Raw genomic sequence first — 18,287 nt, forward strand, 5'->3', positions numbered from 1 at the left:
ACTAGAAAATAAACGGAATTTGGGAATAATTTCTTTTGTTCTCATTAGATTGGTGATACTATGAAGATTAGTAAGAGGCACCTATTAAACTATTCTATTCTAGTTCCTTACTTACTTTTATCTATTTTGGGTTTGATTGTAGTCTATTCTACAACCAGTGCCATTCTTATCGAAGAAGGTAAAAGTGCCCTCCAATTGGTTCGAAGTCAGGGAATGTTTTGGATATTTAGTTTAATATTGATTGCCTTGATATATAAGCTGAAACTGAATTTTTTAAGAAAAGAACGACTCTTATTTATTGTTATGTTTGTTGAGCTGATTCTTTTGGCTCTGGCTCGCTTAATTGGTACGCCGGTCAATGGAGCCTATGGTTGGATTTCAGTAGGACCTTTGACCATTCAGCCAGCTGAGTATTTGAAGATAATCATCGTCTGGTACTTGGCCCAACGTTTTTCAAAACAACAGGATGAAATTGGTATTTACGATTTTCAAGTTTTAACTCAAAATCAATGGATTCCTCGTGCTTTTAATGATTGGCGCTTTGTCCTCTTGGTAATGATAGGAAGTTTGGCTATCTTCCCAGATCTGGGGAATGCGACTATCCTAGCTCTGGTTGCCTTGATTATGTATACAGTTAGTGGGATTGCTCATCGTTGGTTTATAGCCTTTATCGGTGTATTGGTAGGAGTTTCAGCCCTATCCTTATCAGCTATTTCTATGATTGGGGTTGATAAGTTTTCAAAAGTTCCAGTATTTGGTTACGTTGCTAAGCGTTTCAGTGCCTACTTTAATCCCTTTGCTGATTTGGCAGGAGCAGGCCACCAACTTGCAAATTCCTACTTTGCCATGGTAAATGGTGGTTGGTTTGGTCTAGGCTTAGGAAATTCAATCGAAAAACGTGGTTATTTACCAGAGGCCCATACAGACTTTGTTTTTTCAATTGTCATTGAAGAGTTTGGATTTGTGGGAGCCAGCTTGATTTTAGCACTTGTCTTTTTCCTGATTTTACGAATTATCCTAGTCGGTATTCGTGCTAAGAATCCCTTTAATTCCATGATGGCGATTGGGGTTGGGGGGATGATGCTGGTACAGGTATTTGTCAATATCGGTGGAATTTCTGGCATTATTCCTTCGACAGGAGTAACATTCCCCTTCTTATCACAAGGGGGAAACAGTCTCCTAGTCTTGTCTGTAGCCATCGCCTTTGTCTTAAATATTGATGCAAGTGAAAAACGTGCCGAATTATATGAGGAGTTAGAAGCTCACTCATCAAACTATATGTAGAGTTGATAGTGGAAAGGATGACCTATGTCTCTTCAAAAATTAGAAAACTATAGTAATAAAGCTGTCGTGCAAGAAGAAGTATTGATTTTAACAGAATTGTTAGAAGATATCACTAAAAATATGCTTGCACCAGAGACTTTTGAAAAAATCATGCAGTTGAAAGAATTGTCAACTCAAGAAGATTATCAAGGCTTGAACCAATTGGTTACGAGTCTGTCAAATGATGAAATGGCTTATATTTCACGCTATTTCTCTATCTTGCCCCTCTTGATTAATATTTCAGAAGACGTGGATTTGGCTTATGAAATCAACCACCAAAATAATATCGATCAAGATTATCTTGGGAAATTATCAGCAACAATCAAAATGGTTGCTGAAAAAGAAAATGCGGTTGAAATTCTTGAACACTTGAATGTTGTCCCTGTTTTGACAGCCCATCCAACACAAGTGCAACGTAAGAGTATGTTGGATTTGACCAACCATATCCACACCCTCTTGCGTAAGTATCGTGATGTGAAATTAGGCTTGATTAATAAGGAAAAATGGCATAATGATCTCCGTCGTTACATTGAGATTATCATGCAGACAGATATGATTCGTGAAAAGAAATTGAAAGTAACCAATGAAATCACGAATGTTATGGAATACTACAATAGTTCATTCCTGAAGGCAGTTCCTCATTTGACTGCTGAGTACAAGCGTCTGGCTAAAAAACATGGCTTGGAGTTGAAACATCCTAAACCAATTACCATGGGTATGTGGATTGGTGGAGACCGTGATGGTAATCCATTTGTTACAGCAGATACCTTGAAACAATCTGCTATGACTCAGTGTGAAGTCATCATGAACTACTATGATGAAAAGATTTACCAACTTTATCGTGAATTCTCTCTCTCAACCAGTATTGTCAATGTAAGCAAGCAAGTTAGAGAAATGGCTCGTCAATCCAAGGACAACTCTATTTATCGTGAAAAAGAGCTGTATCGTCGTGCCTTGTTTGATATTCAATCAAAAATCCAAGCAACAAAAACCTATCTGATTGAAGATAAGGAAGTTGGAGCTCGCTATGAAACAGCTAATGATTTTTATAAGGATTTAATTACTATTCGTGATTCCCTCTTGGAAAATAAGGGTGAAGCACTGATTTCTGGTGATTTTGTTGAGTTGATCCAGGCAGTTGAAATTTTTGGTTTCTATTTGGCATCTATTGACATGCGTCAAGATTCTAGTGTTCACGAAGCCTGTGTAGCTGAACTCTTGAAATCAGCAGGTATTCATTCTCATTATAGTGAACTAAGTGAAGAAGAAAAATGCCAGCTTCTCTTGAAAGAATTGGAAGAAGATCCACGTATTCTTTCTGCCACTCATGTTGAAAAATCAGAATTACTTGAAAAAGAATTAGCAATCTTTAAGGCAGCTCGTAAGTTGAAAGATAAGTTGGGAGATGATGTCATTCGTCAGACCATCATTTCACATGCAACCAGCGTATCAGACATGCTGGAATTGGCTATCTTGCTAAAAGAAGTAGGGCTAGTTGATAAAGAAAGAGCTCGTGTCCAAATCGTTCCTCTCTTTGAAACAATCGAGGACTTGGATCACTCAGAAGAAACCATGAGAGAGTACCTTTCACTTCCTCTTGCTAAGAAATGGATTGCTTCACGTAATAACTACCAAGAAATCATGCTTGGTTACTCTGATAGTAATAAAGATGGTGGTTACCTTTCATCATGTTGGACCCTCTACAAGGCTCAACAACAATTGACTGCTATTGGAGATGAATTTGGCGTTAAGGTTACCTTCTTCCACGGCCGTGGTGGTACTGTCGGTCGTGGTGGTGGACCAACCTATGAGGCCATCACCTCTCAACCGCTCAAGTCTATTAAGGATCGTATCCGCTTGACGGAGCAGGGTGAAGTAATTGGAAATAAATACGGTAATAAAGACGCAGCCTACTATAACCTTGAAATGCTAGTATCTGCAGCCATTAACCGTATGATTACTCAGAAGAAGAGCGATACCAATACATCCAATCGTTATGAAGCTATTATGGACCAAGTGGTGGACCGTAGTTACGATATCTACCGTGATTTGGTCTTTGGCAATGACCATTTCTATGATTATTTCTTCGAGTCAAGTCCAATCAAGGCTATTTCAAGCTTTAACATTGGTTCTCGTCCAGCCGCTCGTAAGACTATTACTGAAATCGGTGGTTTGCGAGCTATTCCTTGGGTATTCTCATGGTCGCAAAGTCGCGTCATGTTCCCTGGCTGGTATGGGGTTGGTTCAAGCTTCAAGGAATTTATCGATAAAAATCCAGAGAATATCGCTATCTTACGAGACATGTACCAAAACTGGCCTTTCTTCCAATCGCTTCTTTCAAATGTCGACATGGTCTTGTCAAAATCAAATATGAACATTGCTTTTGAATATGCCAAACTGTGTGAGGATGAAGAAGTCAAAGCAATCTATGAGACTATTCTAAATGAATGGCAAGTTACCAAGGAAGTCATCTTAGCTATTGAAGGTTACGATGAACTCTTGGCTGAAAATCCATATCTAAAAGCAAGTTTGGATTACCGTATGCCTTACTTTAATATCCTCAACTATATCCAGTTGGAGTTGATTAAACGTCAACGCCGAGGAGAATTATCAAGCGATCAAGAAAAATTAATCCATACAACCATCAACGGAATTGCAACAGGATTGCGTAATTCAGGCTGATGCCTATCAAACTTCCTCTTTTCTATAGGGGAAGTTTTTGAATCTTTCAAAAAAATGCTAAAAGAGTCTTGACAAGTAGTTGAAAAATGATATAATTTAACCATTCAGAAAAGTAATCATAATAAACTTTTTAGAGAGTCTGTGGTAGCTGAAAACAGATAAGTGTGATGATGAAAATTGGGCTGAATGGTATTTAGAATTTGAAATCATAAAAATTCGGTGAGCACACCTTACAGTGCATCTCGTTATTGCGAGACAGAGCGATAGGGAAATTCCCTATAATTGAGGTGGTACCGCGCATCGACGTCCTCACACAAGTTTTTTGTGTGAGGACTTTTTTGATGGAGGTTAGTATGGAAAGAAAACGATGGCGTAGCTTGTTGAGATAAGTGAAGTATTTTAAAGGAATAAAAGGAGAAATAGAATGAAAAATAAACGTTTAATTGGAATTATCGCTGCATTAGCAGTCTTAGTAGCAGGAAGCTTGATTTACTCTTCAATGAATAAACCAGAAGCTAAAAATGAAAAGAAAGTTGCCAAAGTTGGTGTCCTTCAATTTGTGAGCCATCCATCTCTTGATTTGATTTATAAAGGGATTCAAGATGGACTGGCAGAAGAAGGCTATAAAGATGATCAGTTGAAAATTGACTTTATGAACTCAGAAGGTGACCAAAGTAAGGTTGCAACAATGAGCAAACAGTTGGTTGCAAATGGGAATGACCTTGTGGTTGGTATTGCAACACCAGCTGCTCAAGGCTTGGCTAGTGCCACAAAAGACCTACCGGTTATCATGGCCGCTATTACAGACCCAATCGGAGCTAACTTGGTCAAAGATTTGAAAAAACCAGGTGGCAACATTACAGGGGTATCTGACCACAACCCAGCTCAACAACAAGTTGAACTCATCAAAGCTTTGACACCAAATGTGAAAACAATCGGAGCCCTTTACTCAAGCAGCGAAGACAATTCAAAAACACAGGTAGAAGAATTTAAGGCTTATGCTGAAAAAGCAGGTTTGACAGTGGAAACATTTGCTGTTCCTTCAACAAATGAAATTGCTTCAACAGTAAATGTTATGACTAGCAAAGTTGATGCTATCTGGGTTCCAATCGACAACACAATTGCTTCAGCCTTCTCAACTGTTGTTTCAAGTAATCAATCCGCTAAAAAACCAATTTACCCAAGTGCAACTGCAATGGTAGAAGCTGGTGGTTTGGCATCCGTTGTAGTTGACCAACATGACCTTGGTGTGGCAACAGGTAAAATGATTGCGGAAGTCTTGAAAGGTGCTAAACCAGCTGATACTCCAGTCAATGTCTTTTCAACTGGTAAGTCAGTGATTAACAAAAAATTGGCACAAGAATTAGGTATTACGATTCCTGAATCTGTTCTAAAAGAAGCAGGACAAGTGATTGAATAATCTACAATGGAGGAGTTGGGGACATCTCCTCCAATTTTTTACAATAGAAATCATATAGAAAAGGTTAAGAAACAGATGATATTATCTATTATTTCTCAAGGATTTGTCTGGGCTATTTTAGGTCTGGGGATCTTTATGACATTTAGGATTTTGAACTTTCCAGATATGACAACAGAAGGTTCCTTCCCTCTTGGGGGAGCTGTTGCTGTCACTTTGATAACCAAAGGTGTAAATCCCTTTTTAGCAACACTTGTTGCTGTTGCAGCAGGTTGTTTGGCTGGAATGGCAGCAGGCCTTCTTTATACAAAAGGGAAGATCCCAACCTTGCTCTCAGGGATTTTGGTGATGACTTCCTGTCACTCTATCATGCTCTTGATTATGGGACGTGCAAATTTAGGATTGCTTGGAACCAAGCAAATCCAGGATGTTTTGCCTTTTGATTCAGATTTGAACCAACTCTTGACAGGTCTCATCTTTGTCAGTCTTGTTATTGCTCTCATGCTCTTTTTCTTGGATACCAAACTCGGACAAGCCTATATTGCTACAGGTGACAATCCTGATATGGCTAGAAGTTTCGGGATTCATACTGGACGCATGGAGCTCATGGGCTTGGTCTTATCAAATGGTGTGATTGCCCTTGCAGGGGCTCTTATTGCCCAGCAAGAAGGGTATGCCGATGTATCTCGAGGAATCGGGGTGATCGTTGTGGGGCTTGCAAGTTTGATTATTGGAGAAGTTATCTTCAAGAGTTTGAGCTTGGCAGAACGTCTGGTTACCATCGTTGTAGGTTCTATCGCTTATCAATTCTTAGTGTGGGCAGTTATCGCTCTTGGCTTTAATACAAGTTACCTTCGTTTGTACAGTGCCGTGATTTTAGCAGTCTGCCTCATGATTCCAACATTTAAGCAAACAATCTTGAAAGGAGCCAAATTAAGCAAATGACAGCAATTGTAGAATTAAAAAATGCAACCAAAGTCGTTAAAAATGGCTTTGATGAAGAAAAGATTATTTTAAATGATGTTTCCTTAGAAATTTTTGAACAGGATTTCATCACGATTTTAGGTGGAAATGGAGCTGGTAAATCAACTCTCTTTAACACTATTGCAGGAACCTTATCCTTAACCAGTGGAACCATCCGTATTTTAGGTGAAGATGTTACCAAGTTTTCACCAGAGAAGCGGGCTAAGTATCTGTCTCGAGTCTTCCAAGATCCCAAGATGGGGACAGCTCCCCGTATGACAGTGGCAGAGAATCTCTTGATTGCTAAGTTTCGTGGTGAAAAGCGTGGATTGTTACCACGACGCTTGTCTAGTTATAAGGATGAATTTCAGGCAACCATTGAAAAAGTAGGAAACGGTCTTGAGAAACACTTGAATACACCGATTGAGTTCTTATCAGGTGGACAAAGACAGGCTTTGAGTCTCTTGATGGCAACCTTGAAGCGACCTGAATTACTCCTGTTAGATGAGCATACTGCAGCCCTTGATCCAAAGACCAGTGTGGCCTTGATGGAATTGACGGATGAATTTGTCAAGAAAGACCAGCTGACAGCGCTTATGATTACCCACCATATGGAAGATGCTCTCAAATATGGCAATCGTTTAATTGTCATGAAAGAAGGACGAATTATCCAAGATTTGACCCAAGAAGAAAAAGCAAAAATGAAAATCTCTGATTATTATCAGCTCTTTGAATAAAGTAGGGAAAATGAGTGAAATGGTTTACTTTTTTTCTGAAATAAAGTATACTATATAAAGTAAACTATGATAACATGGAGGTATTGTGTATGGTTGACAAACAAGTCATTGAAGAAATCAAAAACAATGCCAACATTGTGGAAGTCATAGGAGATGTGATTTCTTTACAAAAGGCAGGACGGAACTATCTAGGGCTCTGTCCTTTTCATGGTGAAAAAACACCTTCTTTCAACGTTGTTGAGGATAAGCAGTTTTACCACTGTTTTGGTTGTGGCCGCTCAGGTGATGTCTTTAAGTTCATCGAGGAGTACCAAGGGATTCCCTTTATGGAGGCTGTCCAAATCTTAGGTCAGCGTGTCGGGATAGAGGTAGAAAAACCGCTTTATAGTGAACAGAAATCAGCTTCACCCCACCAAGCTCTTTATGATATGCACGAAGATGCTGCCAAATTTTATCATGCTATTCTCATGACAACGACCATGGGGGAAGAGGCCAGAAACTACCTTTATCAGCGTGGTTTGACAGATGAAGTGCTCAAGCATTTTCGGATTGGTTTAGCACCTCCAGAACGAAACTATCTCTATCAACGTTTGTCTGGTCAGTATCGGGATGAGGATTTCCTAGATTCAGGACTGTTTTATCTCTCGGATGCTAATCAATTTGTAGATACCTTTCACAATCGGATTATGTTTCCCCTGACAAATGACCAGGGAAAGGTTATTGCCTTCTCAGGTCGTATCTGGCAGAAAACGGATTCACAAACTTCTAAGTATAAAAATAGCCGATCGACTGCAATTTTTAACAAAAGTTACGAATTATATCATATGGATAGGGCTAAAAAATCTTCTGGAAAAACCAGTGAGATTTATCTGATGGAAGGATTCATGGATGTCATTGCAGCCTATCGTGCTGGAATCGAAAATGCTGTGGCGTCTATGGGAACGGCCTTAAGTCGTGAGCATGTTGAGCATCTAAAAAGGTTAACCAAGAAGTTGGTTCTTGTTTATGATGGTGATAAGGCTGGGCAAGCCGCGACATTGAAAGCGCTGGACGAAATTGGTGATATGCCTGTGCAAATCGTCAGCATGCCTGATAACTTGGATCCAGATGAGTATCTACAAAAAAATGGACCAGAAGACTTGGCCTATCTGTTAACGAAAACTCGTATTAGTCCGATTGAGTTTTACATTCATCAGTATAAGCCTGAAAACAGTGAAAATCTGCAGGCACAGATTGAGTTTATTGAAAAAATAGCTCCCTTGATTGTTCAAGAAAAATCTATTACTGCTCAAAACAGCTATATACATATTTTAGCTGACAGTCTGGCGTCCTTTGATTATGCCCAGATTGAGCAGATTGTTAATGAGAGTCGTCAGGCGCAAAGGCAGAATCGTATGGAAGGAATTTCCAGACCGACGCCAATCACTATGCCTGTCACCAAGCAGTTATCGGCTATTATGAGGGCAGAAGCCCATCTACTTTATCGAATGATGGAATCTCCCCTTGTTTTGAATGATTACCGTTTGCGAGAAGACTTTGCATTTGACACTCCTGAATTTCAGGTTTTATATGACTTGCTTGGCCAGTATGGAAATCTTCCTCCAGAAGTTCTAGCAGAGCAGCCAGAGGAAGTTGAAAGAGCTTGGTATCAAGTCTTAGCTCAGGATTTGCCTGCTGAGATGTCTCCGCAGGAACTAAGTGAAGTAGAAATGACTCGAAACAAGGCTCTCTTGAATCAGGACAATATGAGAATCAAAAAGAGGGTGCAGGAAGCTAGCCATGTAGGAGATACAGACACAGCCTTAGAAGAATTGGAACGTTTAATTTCCCAAAAGAGAAGAATGGAGTAATAATGGCAACAAAACAAAAAGAAGTAACAACATTTGACGTACAAGTAGCAGAATTTATCCGTAATCATAAACAAAAAGGGACAGCAACTGATGATGAAATCAATGCTAGTCTGGTGATTCCTTTTACCTTGGATGCTGATGGGATTGAAGACCTCTTGCAACGAATTCAGGATGCAGGGATTTCTATCACAGATAACGAAGGAAATCCGAGTGCGCGTGTTCTTAGCACTGAAGAAGAACCAGAACTCAGCGATGAGGATTTGATTGGTTCAACTTCGGCTAAGGTCAATGACCCTGTCCGTATGTACTTGAAAGAAATCGGGGTCGTTCCTCTTTTGACCAATGAAGAGGAAAAAGAATTGGCACTAGCAGTTGAAGCTGGTGATATCGAAGCCAAACAACGTCTTGCGGAAGCCAACCTTCGTTTGGTTGTTTCTATTGCTAAACGCTATGTCGGTCGTGGTATGCAGTTCCTTGACTTGATTCAAGAAGGGAACATGGGCTTGATGAAGGCGGTTGACAAGTTTGACTATTCTAAAGGATTCAAGTTCTCAACTTACGCAACTTGGTGGATTCGTCAGGCTATCACTCGTGCTATTGCGGATCAAGCTCGTACTATCCGTATCCCAGTCCACATGGTTGAAACCATTAACAAGCTTGTTCGTGAACAGCGTAATCTCCTTCAAGAATTGGGACAAGATCCGACACCAGAACAAATCGCTGAACGTATGGATATGACACCTGATAAGGTTCGTGAAATCTTGAAGATTGCCCAAGAACCAGTATCTCTTGAAACTCCAATCGGTGAAGAGGATGATAGCCACCTTGGAGACTTTATCGAAGATGAAGTGATTGAGAATCCAGTCGACTATACAACTCGTATCGTCTTGCGTGAGCAGTTGGATGAGGTCTTGGATACTCTTACAGACCGTGAAGAAAATGTTTTGCGTCTGCGTTTTGGGCTAGATGATGGGAAAATGCGTACCCTTGAAGATGTGGGTAAAGTCTTTAACGTGACTCGCGAGCGTATCCGTCAGATTGAAGCTAAAGCTTTGAGAAAACTACGCCAACCAAGTCGCAGCAAACCGCTTCGTGATTTTATTGAAGACTAAGAGTGAGGATGAATATGGCTTATACAGAAGAGCAAATTGAAAATATCAAAACACGAATTTTATCAGCCTTGGAAGAAGTTATTGACCCTGAGTTGGGAATCGATATTGTCAATCTTGGTTTGATCTATGAGATTCGTTTTGACGGCGACACAGGACAAACAGAGATTGATATGACTTTGACAACCATGGGTTGTCCTCTAGCAGACCTTTTGACAGACCAGATTTATGATGCTATGACAGAGGTTCCAGAAGTAACGGATACTGAGGTCAAATTGGTTTGGTATCCAGCCTGGACTGTTGAAAAAATGAGTCGCTATGCACGCATTGCCCTAGGCATTAAGTAAACATATAAAACATGTGAGAGATTATTGGAAAAGCTAGGAAATTTCCCCTCTTTTCCCTAGTCTCTCCTTTCTTTTGCTGATTTTATTCAAAGAAAATGATATAATAGTAGTTATGGAAAAAAAGAAATTACGCATCAATATGTTGAGTTCAAGTGAGAAAGTAGCAGGACAAGGAGTTTCAGGTGCTTACCGTGAATTAGTTCGTCTTCTTCACCGTGATGCCAAGGACCAATTGATTGTTACAGAAAATCTTCCAATAGAGGCAGATGTGACTCACTTTCATACAATTGATTTCCCCTATTATTTATCAACATTCCAGAAGAAACGCTCAGGAAGGAAAATTGGTTATGTGCACTTCTTGCCTGATACACTTGAGGGGAGTTTGAAAATTCCATTTTTCTTAAAGGGAATTGTGAAACGCTATGTATTTTCTTTTTACAACCGGATGGAGCACTTGGTGGTGGTCAATCCGATGTTTATCGAGGATTTGGTGGCAGCTGGTATTCCACGTGAAAAAGTGACCTATATTCCTAACTTTGTAAACAAGGAAAAATGGCATCCTCTTCCACAGGAAGAGGTAGCGAGATTGCGTACAGAGCTAGGTCTTAGTGACAATCAGTTTATCGTAGTAGGTGCTGGTCAAGTTCAGAAACGTAAAGGAATTGATGACTTTATCCGTCTGGCTGAGGAATTGCCTCAGATTACCTTTATATGGGCGGGTGGTTTCTCTTTTGGTGGTATGACAGATGGTTATGAACGTTATAAGAAAATCATGGAGAATCCCCCTAAAAATTTGATTTTTCCAGGTATTGTATCGCCAGAGCGGATGCGCGAATTGTATGCCCTAGCGGATCTTTTCTTGTTGCCTAGTTATAATGAGCTCTTTCCGATGACGATTTTAGAGGCTGCCAGTTGTGAAGCTCCGATTATGTTGCGTGATTTAGATCTTTATAAGGTAATTTTGGAGGGAGATTATCGGGCGACAGCAGATAGAGAAGAGATGAAAGAAGCTATTCTGGAATATCAAGCGAATCCTGCTGCTTTAAAAGATTTGAAAGAAAAAGCTAAGAATATTTCTAGAGAGTATTCAGAAGAGCATCTGTTACAAATCTGGTTGGACTTTTATGAGAAACAAGCCGCTTTAGGGAGAAAGTAAAAAGTGAGGTAATCTATGCGAATTGGTTTATTTACAGATACCTATTTTCCTCAGGTTTCAGGTGTTGCGACCAGTATTCGGACCTTGAAAACAGAACTTGAAAAGCAGGGGCACGCTGTTTTTATCTTTACGACGACAGATAAGGATGTCAATCGTTATGAAGATTGGCAAATTATCCGCATTCCAAGTGTTCCTTTCTTTGCTTTTAAGGATCGTCGCTTTGCCTATCGAGGATTCAGTAAGGCGCTTGAAATTGCTAAACAGTATCAACTGGATATTATCCATACTCAGACAGAATTTTCTCTTGGTTTGTTGGGGATTTGGATTGCGCGTGAATTGAAGATTCCCGTTATTCATACCTATCACACCCAGTACGAAGACTATGTACATTATATTGCCAAGGGGATGTTGATTCGTCCTAGTATGGTCAAGTATCTGGTTAGAGGTTTTTTGCATGATGTGGATGGGGTGATTTGCCCGAGTGAGATTGTCCGAGACTTGCTATCTGACTATAAAGTCAAGGTTGAGAAAAGGGTCATTCCAACTGGGATTGAATTAGCTAAGTTTGAGCGTCCGGAAATCAAGCAGGAAAATTTGACAGAACTGCGTACTAAACTAGGAATTCAAGATGATGAAAAGATGTTGCTTAGTCTTTCCAGAATTTCCTATGAAAAAAATATTCAAGCAGTACTAGCAGCCTTTGCAGAAGTTCTGAAAGAAGAAGACAAGGTCAAACTGGTGGTAGCTGGGGATGGTCCTTATCTGGATGACCTCAAAGAGCAAGCCAAGAAACTAGAGATTCAAGACTACGTCATCTTTACAGGCATGATTGCTCCTAGTGAGACGGCTCTTTACTATAAGGCGGCGGATTTCTTCATCTCGGCATCGACAAGTGAAACGCAAGGTTTGACATACTTGGAAAGCTTAGCCAGTGGAACGCCTGTCATTGCTCATGGAAATCCTTATCTGGATAATCTTATCAGTGATAAAATGTTTGGAACCTTGTACTATGGGGAACATGATTTGGCTGGAGCTATTTTGGAAGCCCTGATTGCAACTCCAGATATGGATGAGCATACCTTATCAGAGAAATTGTACGAGATTTCAGCTGAGAACTTTGGAAAACGAGTGCATGAGTTTTATCTGGATGCCATTATTTCAAATAACTTCCAGAAAGATTTAGCAAAAGATGATACGGTCAGTCAGCGTATCTTTAAGACAGTTTTGTATCTACCGCAACAGGTGGTTGCTGTGCCTGTAAAAGGCTCTAGACGAATGCTGAGGGCTTCAAAAACACAGTTAATCAGCATCAGAGATTATTGGAAAGACCATGAAGAATAGAAAGAGGAATAGCTATGAAAAAACAATTGATGAGAAGTGGTAGTGATCAAAAAATTGCTGGAGTATGTGCTGGGGTCGCAAATTATTTTGATATTGATCCGACTATTGTTCGTGTAATATGGGGTGTTCTTGCATTTTGTTATGGGGCAGGAATTGTAGCTTATATCATTTTATGGATTATTGCGCCGGTAGCAAGTGACTATTGAAAACTAGCTAAATTCATGCTAAGATAATAGAAAATAGAATGTAACGAAGGAGATAAAAATGGCATTTGGAGATAATGGAAAACGTAAAAAAACTATGTTTGAGAAATTAACCTTGCTTATCGTACTTATCATGTTAGTAGCAAGTATTTTGGGTATTTTTGCAACTGCAATTGGTGCCCTCAGTAATCTATAAAATAGATTCAAGAAAATTTTGTGACTGGGATTTCCCAGCCCTTTTTTAAAGTGAGAAGAAAAAATGAGTATGTTTTTAGATACAGCCAAGATCAAGGTCAAGGCTGGTAATGGTGGCGATGGTATGGTTGCCTTTCGCCGTGAAAAATATGTCCCTAATGGCGGTCCTTGGGGTGGTGACGGTGGTCGTGGAGGTAATGTCGTCTTCGTTGTAGACGAAGGTCTACGTACTCTCATGGATTTCCGCTACAATCGTCATTTCAAGGCTGATTCTGGTGAAAAAGGAATGACCAAAGGGATGCATGGTCGTGGAGCTGAGGACCTTAGAGTTCGAGTGCCACAAGGTACGACTGTGCGTGATGCTGAGACAGGCAAGGTCTTGACAGATTTGATTGAACACGGTCAAGAATTTATTGTAGCCCACGGTGGTCGTGGTGGTCGTGGAAATATCCGCTTTGCGACACCAAAAAATCCTGCACCGGAAATCTCTGAAAATGGAGAACCAGGTCAGGAACGTGAGTTACAATTGGAACTAAAAATCTTGGCTGATGTTGGTTTAGTTGGATTCCCATCTGTTGGGAAATCAACACTTTTAAGTGTTATTACCTCAGCTAAACCTAAAATTGGTGCCTACCACTTTACGACCATTGTGCCAAATCTAGGTATGGTTCGTACCCAATCAGGTGAATCCTTTGCAGTAGCTGATTTACCAGGTTTGATTGAAGGGGCTAGTCAGGGTGTCGGTTTGGGAACTCAGTTCCTCCGCCACATTGAGCGTACCCGTGTCATCCTTCATATTATTGATATGTCAGCTAGCGAAGGACGTGATCCTTATGAGGATTATCTTGCTATTAACAAGGAGTTGGAGTCATACAATCTTCGTCTCATGGAGCGTCCACAGATTATCGTAGCCAATAAGATGGATATGCCTGAGAGTCAGGAAAATCTTGAAGAATTCAAGAAAAAATTAGCTGAAAACTATGATGAATTTGAAGAGCTACCAGCTATCTTCCCGATTTCTGGATTGACCAAGCAAGGTCTGGCAACGCTCTTGGATGCTACAGCTGAATTGTTAGACAAGACACCAGAATTCTTGCTCTACGACGAGTCAGATATGGAAGAAGAAGCTTACTATGGATTTGACGAGGAAGAAAAAGCCTTTGAAATTAGTCGTGATGACGATGCTACATGGGTACTTTCTGGTGAAAAACTGATGAAACTCTTTAATATGACCAACTTTGATCGTGACGAATCAGTCATGAAATTTGCTCGTCAATTACGTGGTATGGGGGTTGATGAAGCCCTTCGTGCGCGTGGAGCTAAAGATGGGGATTTGGTCCGCATTGGTAAATTTGAGTTTGAATTTGTAGACTAGGAGACTGATATGGGAGATAAACCGATATCTTTCCGAGATGCGGAAGGCAACTTCGTCTCCGCTGCAGACGTTTGGAATGAAAAGAAATTGGAAGAACTATTTAATCGTCTCAATCCAAATCGTGCTCTGAGATTAGCACGAACTAAAAAAGAAAATCCATCTCAGTAAAGAATATAACAAAATTCCGTGCCACATGAGACACGGAATTTTCTTATTCTTCAAAGAAAAATGGTGGAGCGAATTTTTTCAATTCTTCAAAGCATTTTTGAGCAGCTTCTGCATCTTCACAGATGACGAGACAGACATCATCTCCACAGAGAGTAGCGATAGCGTCAGGGAAGCTCAAAGCATCAATGATAGAACCAAAGGATTGAGCAAGTCCAGGAAGGGTTTTTAGTAGGACTTGGTGTTGAACGGGGCGCATCAAGACAAGAGCATCCTCCATATAAATTTCGAGACGTTTTTCCCATTTTGAGATAGAACCTGTATTGAGCACGTAGTAAGAGTTGTCTTCTTCTCGTACTTTTGAAAGGTTCATACTTTTAATATCTCTCGAAAGTGTAGCTTGTGTAACTTGAATATCATTATCGGCAAGAAGAGCTTGTAGCTCAGCTTGAGTATGAATCTTGTTTTTCGTTACAAGAGCTCGTATGAGTTGGTGTCGGTGTTCAGATTTATTCATAAAATATTACTCCTTGTACTAGGTACAGAAAGCGTGGACTGAACGAAAGCGTCAGTCGGGTGGTAAGCGGTATTGTCACGTATGATGATTTCAAAGTCAGTAGTATAGGACTAAATGGAGAAAATCCCACACTTTTAACTTGTCACTAGTTGGGTGTAGATGAATTGGGTATCTATCTGTTTATCTACATTGGTGTCCTCTACTAACAGTAAATCATTCAATTAGGGTAGCCTTTTGTCACGACTTGTTGTGAATTTACGATTAATGTCAAATCACAGAGATTTTCCAACATGTGGTGTGGTAGCGAGTGTTATTAATGAGTACACATGTTGGTTAGAGTCTTAGTATCTTTTGTCTAAGCTCCCGTGTAGACCTATCATAAGCCCATATTGGGATTGAAGTTGATACCAAGTTTATGTTTGTTTCAACTGTTTAAGTGGAAATCTTCCATATTGAAAGTCTGATATCATACCTTTTGACAAGGTAGGATAAGGCTAGACTGTTCTAGATCGACAGTCAGGTGGTAAGCGGTATTGTCACGGATTGTTATTTCAAAGTCAGTAGTATAGAGGACTAAACGAAGAGTATCTCCTTCTTTTAACTTGTAAATAGTTGGTTGCAATTCAAATTGGATATCCATCCATTCATCTTCAGTAATATTCTCTACTAACAGTAAATCATTTCTATTTTGTAAATTGAGGTAGCCTTTTGTCACGATGCGTTGTGCATTTTCACGAAAAGGCAATTCGTTAAGATTTTCCAACATGTAGTAGCGACCGTTGTCAATGGTTCTAGCACTTAATACAGCTGGATAAGGTTGTAGGTATTTCTTCTGTCCAAATTCTAGCAGTTGGGCAGATAAGAGCCCCTTATTTGTACTGGATTTGATACGAAGATTGAGTTGGGCACGACCGTTCAGGTGGAGATCCTTGGTCACAGGAAGGTCAATAGTAATCTGATTGACTTTCCCTTGATAGAGTTCTGTATTGAAGGTCTGGTAAGTCTTACCATAACGCTCAAAATCCTTATCTGAGTACTGGTTTTGAATAACTTGCTCTTCTTGACCAAGTGCGAAGGTTTCAAAGTTTTCTTGCCCACCAAAGTTATCAAGTGATAACCAAGTCTGAGGAGTTGTATTATCCTGCCAGATAACAGTAGGAAGTTGGTAATCCGTTTCCTGTTCCAGTAATTTCTTTGTCAACAAAGCATTCATGGACTCACGGAAATCAATGGACTGCCAGTTATTCATATAAACATGGGCACCATTATGGAAAAAGAGGTGCTTATTTATATTATCAGGAAGGGCGTGAAACATCTGATAAACATGAAGTGGTTTGACATTCCAATCCTGTGAACCATGAGTAAAGACAACCTCTGCCTTTACCTTATGGGCATTAAGCAGATAATTGCGGTCATGCCAAAACTGATTGTAGTCGCCAGACTTGCGATCCAGTTGCACTTTTACTTTTTCTAAGTCAGCTTGGTGAGACTCATTGCCACGGATATAGTCACCAGCCAAGAGATTACGAGAGTAGGTTAGTTCAGCAAGGGAGTCAAAGTCCTCACCTGGATAACCACCTGGGCTAGTTACTAGACCGTTTTCACGGTAGTAGTTGTACCACGAAGAAATACCAGCCTCGGCAATGATAACCTCTAAACCATCTACACCTGTAGTCGCAAGACCATTGGACATGGTACCTAGATAGGAAAGTCCAGTTGTGGCAACTTTTCCGTTTGACCAGTCAGCCTTGACTTGACGCTGGCGCGTATGGTCAGTAAAGGCACGGCAACGACCATTAAGCCAATCGATAACATTTTTATAAGCCTCTATTTGCTGGTAGTCCCCGTTAGTCATGAAACCAGTAGAGTCTTTGGTACCAACACCTGAGACATAGAGATTAGCAAAACCTCGTGGAAGGAAGTAGTCGTTGAGTGTATAGCTAGAGTTGATGTGTGTTAGCTTTTCCTCAGCTTCTGACACAAGCTCAGCTTGACCTTGGAGTTGGACGAGATTTAGTTGGGGTTCCTCTAGCTCAATCTTGTGAGCAGGCTTAACCTCAAGATAGCCCTCCATCTTGTAAAGAGCTTTATCGCTGGCCTTGTCATTGGTTCCCTGATGGTAGGGACTGGCAGTCATGATAGCAGGGATTTGCCCATCATAACGAGGACGAATAATGCTGACCTTGACTAGGTCTGGTAGACCTTTTTGGTCAGTATCGACACGAGACTCAACGTAAACGACTTCTCGAATGGCATCATGGCTAGAAAAAGTAGCCAAACTCTTGCCGTTAAAGTAGTGATAGTCATTATCCTCAGGAATAAGACCGTCGCTGACAAGTTGGTCGATAAGAGTGTTCCCCTTTTTAGTGCGAGTATTGAGTAACTGATAGAGATTTTCAACCAAGTCACCATATACAATGGGAAAACCAGTCTCTTTGCGAAAAGCTTCGCCGTCTTCAAAGTCAATCAAATAAGAAAATCCTAAAAGTTGAAAAGCCACAGTATAGAAAATATCTGCAGTCAACTCTTTATCTGATTGAAAAAATGTCAATAAGTCAGTTTCTTTATCAACTGCTAAACTGGATAGAGGATAGGAGCTGTTTTTAAAATTAAAAAAGAAACGAATAAGAAACGCTTCAAGCATTTGTTTATTTGTAATGTTGACTGGTAAATCAAATCCATACTTTTTTAATTCAAAGATAATTGTATCTCTAGGTAGTGCTAAATAGCTGAATTGATTAAAACGCATAAGACCTCCAATAAAATTTTACTTAAGATTATTATATCAAAAATAATGCCTAAAAACCAAGATTAATCTTTCTGTAGAAAGATATTTACCATTATATATTACAACAGTTTAATTTTTAAAAACGAAAGAAAATTCCATTATCAAATGATATAGAAAAT

The 18,287-nt window shown here is 40.0% G+C and carries 16 protein-coding genes and 1 other annotated feature; of the genes, 14 read left to right on the forward strand and 2 right to left on the reverse strand.

All coding sequences use genetic code 11. The annotated features are described in order from the left end of the window. The first annotated feature begins 60 nt into the window (after nucleotides 1-60). From ftsW to SM12261_RS09490, 14 genes are all read left to right on the forward strand, one after another. Complete coding sequence (ftsW, locus tag SM12261_RS04435) at nucleotides 61-1,284, forward strand: cell division peptidoglycan polymerase FtsW (RefSeq protein WP_000703370.1); 1,224 nt, start codon at nucleotides 61-63, stop codon at nucleotides 1,282-1,284. 24 nt (nucleotides 1,285-1,308) lie between these two features. Beyond that, nucleotides 1,309-4,005: a phosphoenolpyruvate carboxylase gene (gene ppc / locus SM12261_RS04440; protein WP_078228389.1), complete on the forward strand. Its 2,697-nt coding sequence runs from the start codon at nucleotides 1,309-1,311 to the stop codon at nucleotides 4,003-4,005. Nucleotides 4,006-4,101: 96 nt separating this feature from the next. Beyond that, nucleotides 4,102-4,319 (forward strand) — a binding site (T-box leader). 110 nt (nucleotides 4,320-4,429) lie between these two features. After that, complete coding sequence (gene trpX, locus SM12261_RS04445) at nucleotides 4,430-5,425, forward strand: tryptophan ABC transporter substrate-binding protein (protein ID WP_000792146.1); 996 nt, start codon at nucleotides 4,430-4,432, stop codon at nucleotides 5,423-5,425. A gap of 75 nt (nucleotides 5,426-5,500) precedes the next feature. Beyond that, nucleotides 5,501-6,367, forward strand: coding sequence for an ABC transporter permease (locus tag SM12261_RS04450; RefSeq protein WP_025169771.1), 867 nt, complete (start codon nucleotides 5,501-5,503; stop codon nucleotides 6,365-6,367). After that, nucleotides 6,364-7,122, forward strand: coding sequence for an ABC transporter ATP-binding protein (locus SM12261_RS04455; RefSeq protein ID WP_000125442.1), 759 nt, complete (start codon nucleotides 6,364-6,366; stop codon nucleotides 7,120-7,122). Before SM12261_RS04450 ends, SM12261_RS04455 begins: the two co-directional genes overlap by 4 nt. 89 nt (nucleotides 7,123-7,211) lie before the next feature. Continuing rightward, nucleotides 7,212-8,972 carry a DNA primase gene (gene dnaG / locus SM12261_RS04460; RefSeq protein WP_000227853.1) on the forward strand — a complete coding sequence of 587 codons (1,761 nt, stop codon included), beginning with the start codon at nucleotides 7,212-7,214 and terminating at the stop codon, nucleotides 8,970-8,972. A gap of 2 nt (nucleotides 8,973-8,974) precedes the next feature. Then, nucleotides 8,975-10,084, forward strand: coding sequence for an RNA polymerase sigma factor RpoD (gene rpoD / locus SM12261_RS04465; protein ID WP_000201903.1), 1,110 nt, complete (start codon nucleotides 8,975-8,977; stop codon nucleotides 10,082-10,084). Between the two features lie 14 nt (nucleotides 10,085-10,098). Further along, complete coding sequence (locus SM12261_RS04470; RefSeq protein ID WP_000331925.1) at nucleotides 10,099-10,428, forward strand: metal-sulfur cluster assembly factor; 330 nt, start codon at nucleotides 10,099-10,101, stop codon at nucleotides 10,426-10,428. A gap of 112 nt (nucleotides 10,429-10,540) precedes the next feature. Then, nucleotides 10,541-11,584: an alpha-galactosylglucosyldiacylglycerol synthase gene (cpoA, locus tag SM12261_RS04475; RefSeq protein ID WP_000412287.1), complete on the forward strand. Its 1,044-nt coding sequence runs from the start codon at nucleotides 10,541-10,543 to the stop codon at nucleotides 11,582-11,584. Between the two features lie 15 nt (nucleotides 11,585-11,599). Then, the gene (locus SM12261_RS04480) at nucleotides 11,600-12,925 is read left to right on the forward strand and encodes a glycosyltransferase family 4 protein (RefSeq protein ID WP_001219441.1); all 1,326 of its coding nucleotides are present in this window, start codon (nucleotides 11,600-11,602) and stop codon (nucleotides 12,923-12,925) included. Between the two features lie 14 nt (nucleotides 12,926-12,939). Further along, nucleotides 12,940-13,131 (forward strand): PspC domain-containing protein, encoded by a 192-nt coding sequence (locus SM12261_RS04485; protein ID WP_000744434.1) that lies wholly within the window; start codon nucleotides 12,940-12,942, stop codon nucleotides 13,129-13,131. Nucleotides 13,132-13,189: 58 nt separating this feature from the next. Then, nucleotides 13,190-13,324 carry a DUF4044 domain-containing protein gene (locus SM12261_RS04490; RefSeq protein ID WP_000863852.1) on the forward strand — a complete coding sequence of 45 codons (135 nt, stop codon included), beginning with the start codon at nucleotides 13,190-13,192 and terminating at the stop codon, nucleotides 13,322-13,324. A 63-nt stretch (nucleotides 13,325-13,387) separates the two neighbouring features. Then, nucleotides 13,388-14,698, forward strand: a complete 1,311-nt coding sequence (gene obgE, locus SM12261_RS04495) for a GTPase ObgE (protein WP_000061642.1) — start codon at nucleotides 13,388-13,390, stop codon at nucleotides 14,696-14,698. Nucleotides 14,699-14,707: 9 nt separating this feature from the next. Continuing rightward, on the forward strand, nucleotides 14,708-14,866 hold the full coding sequence (locus SM12261_RS09490) for a hypothetical protein (protein ID WP_004239381.1): 159 nt from the start codon (nucleotides 14,708-14,710) through the stop codon (nucleotides 14,864-14,866). Between the two features lie 43 nt (nucleotides 14,867-14,909). Here the strand turns inward: SM12261_RS09490 and SM12261_RS04505 are convergent, their stop codons facing one another. After that, nucleotides 14,910-15,380 (reverse strand): arginine repressor, encoded by a 471-nt coding sequence (locus SM12261_RS04505; RefSeq protein WP_001043026.1) that lies wholly within the window; start codon nucleotides 15,378-15,380, stop codon nucleotides 14,910-14,912. A gap of 466 nt (nucleotides 15,381-15,846) precedes the next feature. Then, nucleotides 15,847-18,129, reverse strand: coding sequence for a Xaa-Pro dipeptidyl-peptidase (locus SM12261_RS04510; protein WP_001211996.1), 2,283 nt, complete (start codon nucleotides 18,127-18,129; stop codon nucleotides 15,847-15,849). Between the last annotated feature and the right edge of the window lie 158 nt (nucleotides 18,130-18,287).

Source organism: Streptococcus mitis NCTC 12261 (genome assembly GCF_000148585.2).
Lineage (GTDB): Bacteria > Bacillota > Bacilli > Lactobacillales > Streptococcaceae > Streptococcus > Streptococcus mitis.

What these genes read in the sequence shown, in the direction of transcription:
- SM12261_RS04510 (WP_001211996.1), bottom strand. Translation starts at nt 18,129, where the DNA reads ATGCGTTTTAATCAATTCAGCTATTTAGCACTACCTAGAGATACAATT.
- SM12261_RS04490 (WP_000863852.1), top strand. Translation starts at nt 13,190, where the DNA reads ATGGCATTTGGAGATAATGGAAAACGTAAAAAAACTATGTTTGAGAAA.
- SM12261_RS04470 (WP_000331925.1), top strand. Translation starts at nt 10,099, where the DNA reads ATGGCTTATACAGAAGAGCAAATTGAAAATATCAAAACACGAATTTTA.
- SM12261_RS04450 (WP_025169771.1), top strand. Translation starts at nt 5,501, where the DNA reads ATGATATTATCTATTATTTCTCAAGGATTTGTCTGGGCTATTTTAGGT.
- cpoA (WP_000412287.1), top strand. Translation starts at nt 10,541, where the DNA reads ATGGAAAAAAAGAAATTACGCATCAATATGTTGAGTTCAAGTGAGAAA.
- obgE (WP_000061642.1), top strand. Translation starts at nt 13,388, where the DNA reads ATGAGTATGTTTTTAGATACAGCCAAGATCAAGGTCAAGGCTGGTAAT.
- SM12261_RS04485 (WP_000744434.1), top strand. Translation starts at nt 12,940, where the DNA reads ATGAAAAAACAATTGATGAGAAGTGGTAGTGATCAAAAAATTGCTGGA.
- SM12261_RS04505 (WP_001043026.1), bottom strand. Translation starts at nt 15,380, where the DNA reads ATGAATAAATCTGAACACCGACACCAACTCATACGAGCTCTTGTAACG.
- dnaG (WP_000227853.1), top strand. Translation starts at nt 7,212, where the DNA reads ATGGTTGACAAACAAGTCATTGAAGAAATCAAAAACAATGCCAACATT.
- SM12261_RS04455 (WP_000125442.1), top strand. Translation starts at nt 6,364, where the DNA reads ATGACAGCAATTGTAGAATTAAAAAATGCAACCAAAGTCGTTAAAAAT.
- SM12261_RS09490 (WP_004239381.1), top strand. Translation starts at nt 14,708, where the DNA reads ATGGGAGATAAACCGATATCTTTCCGAGATGCGGAAGGCAACTTCGTC.
- trpX (WP_000792146.1), top strand. Translation starts at nt 4,430, where the DNA reads ATGAAAAATAAACGTTTAATTGGAATTATCGCTGCATTAGCAGTCTTA.
- rpoD (WP_000201903.1), top strand. Translation starts at nt 8,975, where the DNA reads ATGGCAACAAAACAAAAAGAAGTAACAACATTTGACGTACAAGTAGCA.
- ppc (WP_078228389.1), top strand. Translation starts at nt 1,309, where the DNA reads ATGTCTCTTCAAAAATTAGAAAACTATAGTAATAAAGCTGTCGTGCAA.
- SM12261_RS04480 (WP_001219441.1), top strand. Translation starts at nt 11,600, where the DNA reads ATGCGAATTGGTTTATTTACAGATACCTATTTTCCTCAGGTTTCAGGT.
- ftsW (WP_000703370.1), top strand. Translation starts at nt 61, where the DNA reads ATGAAGATTAGTAAGAGGCACCTATTAAACTATTCTATTCTAGTTCCT.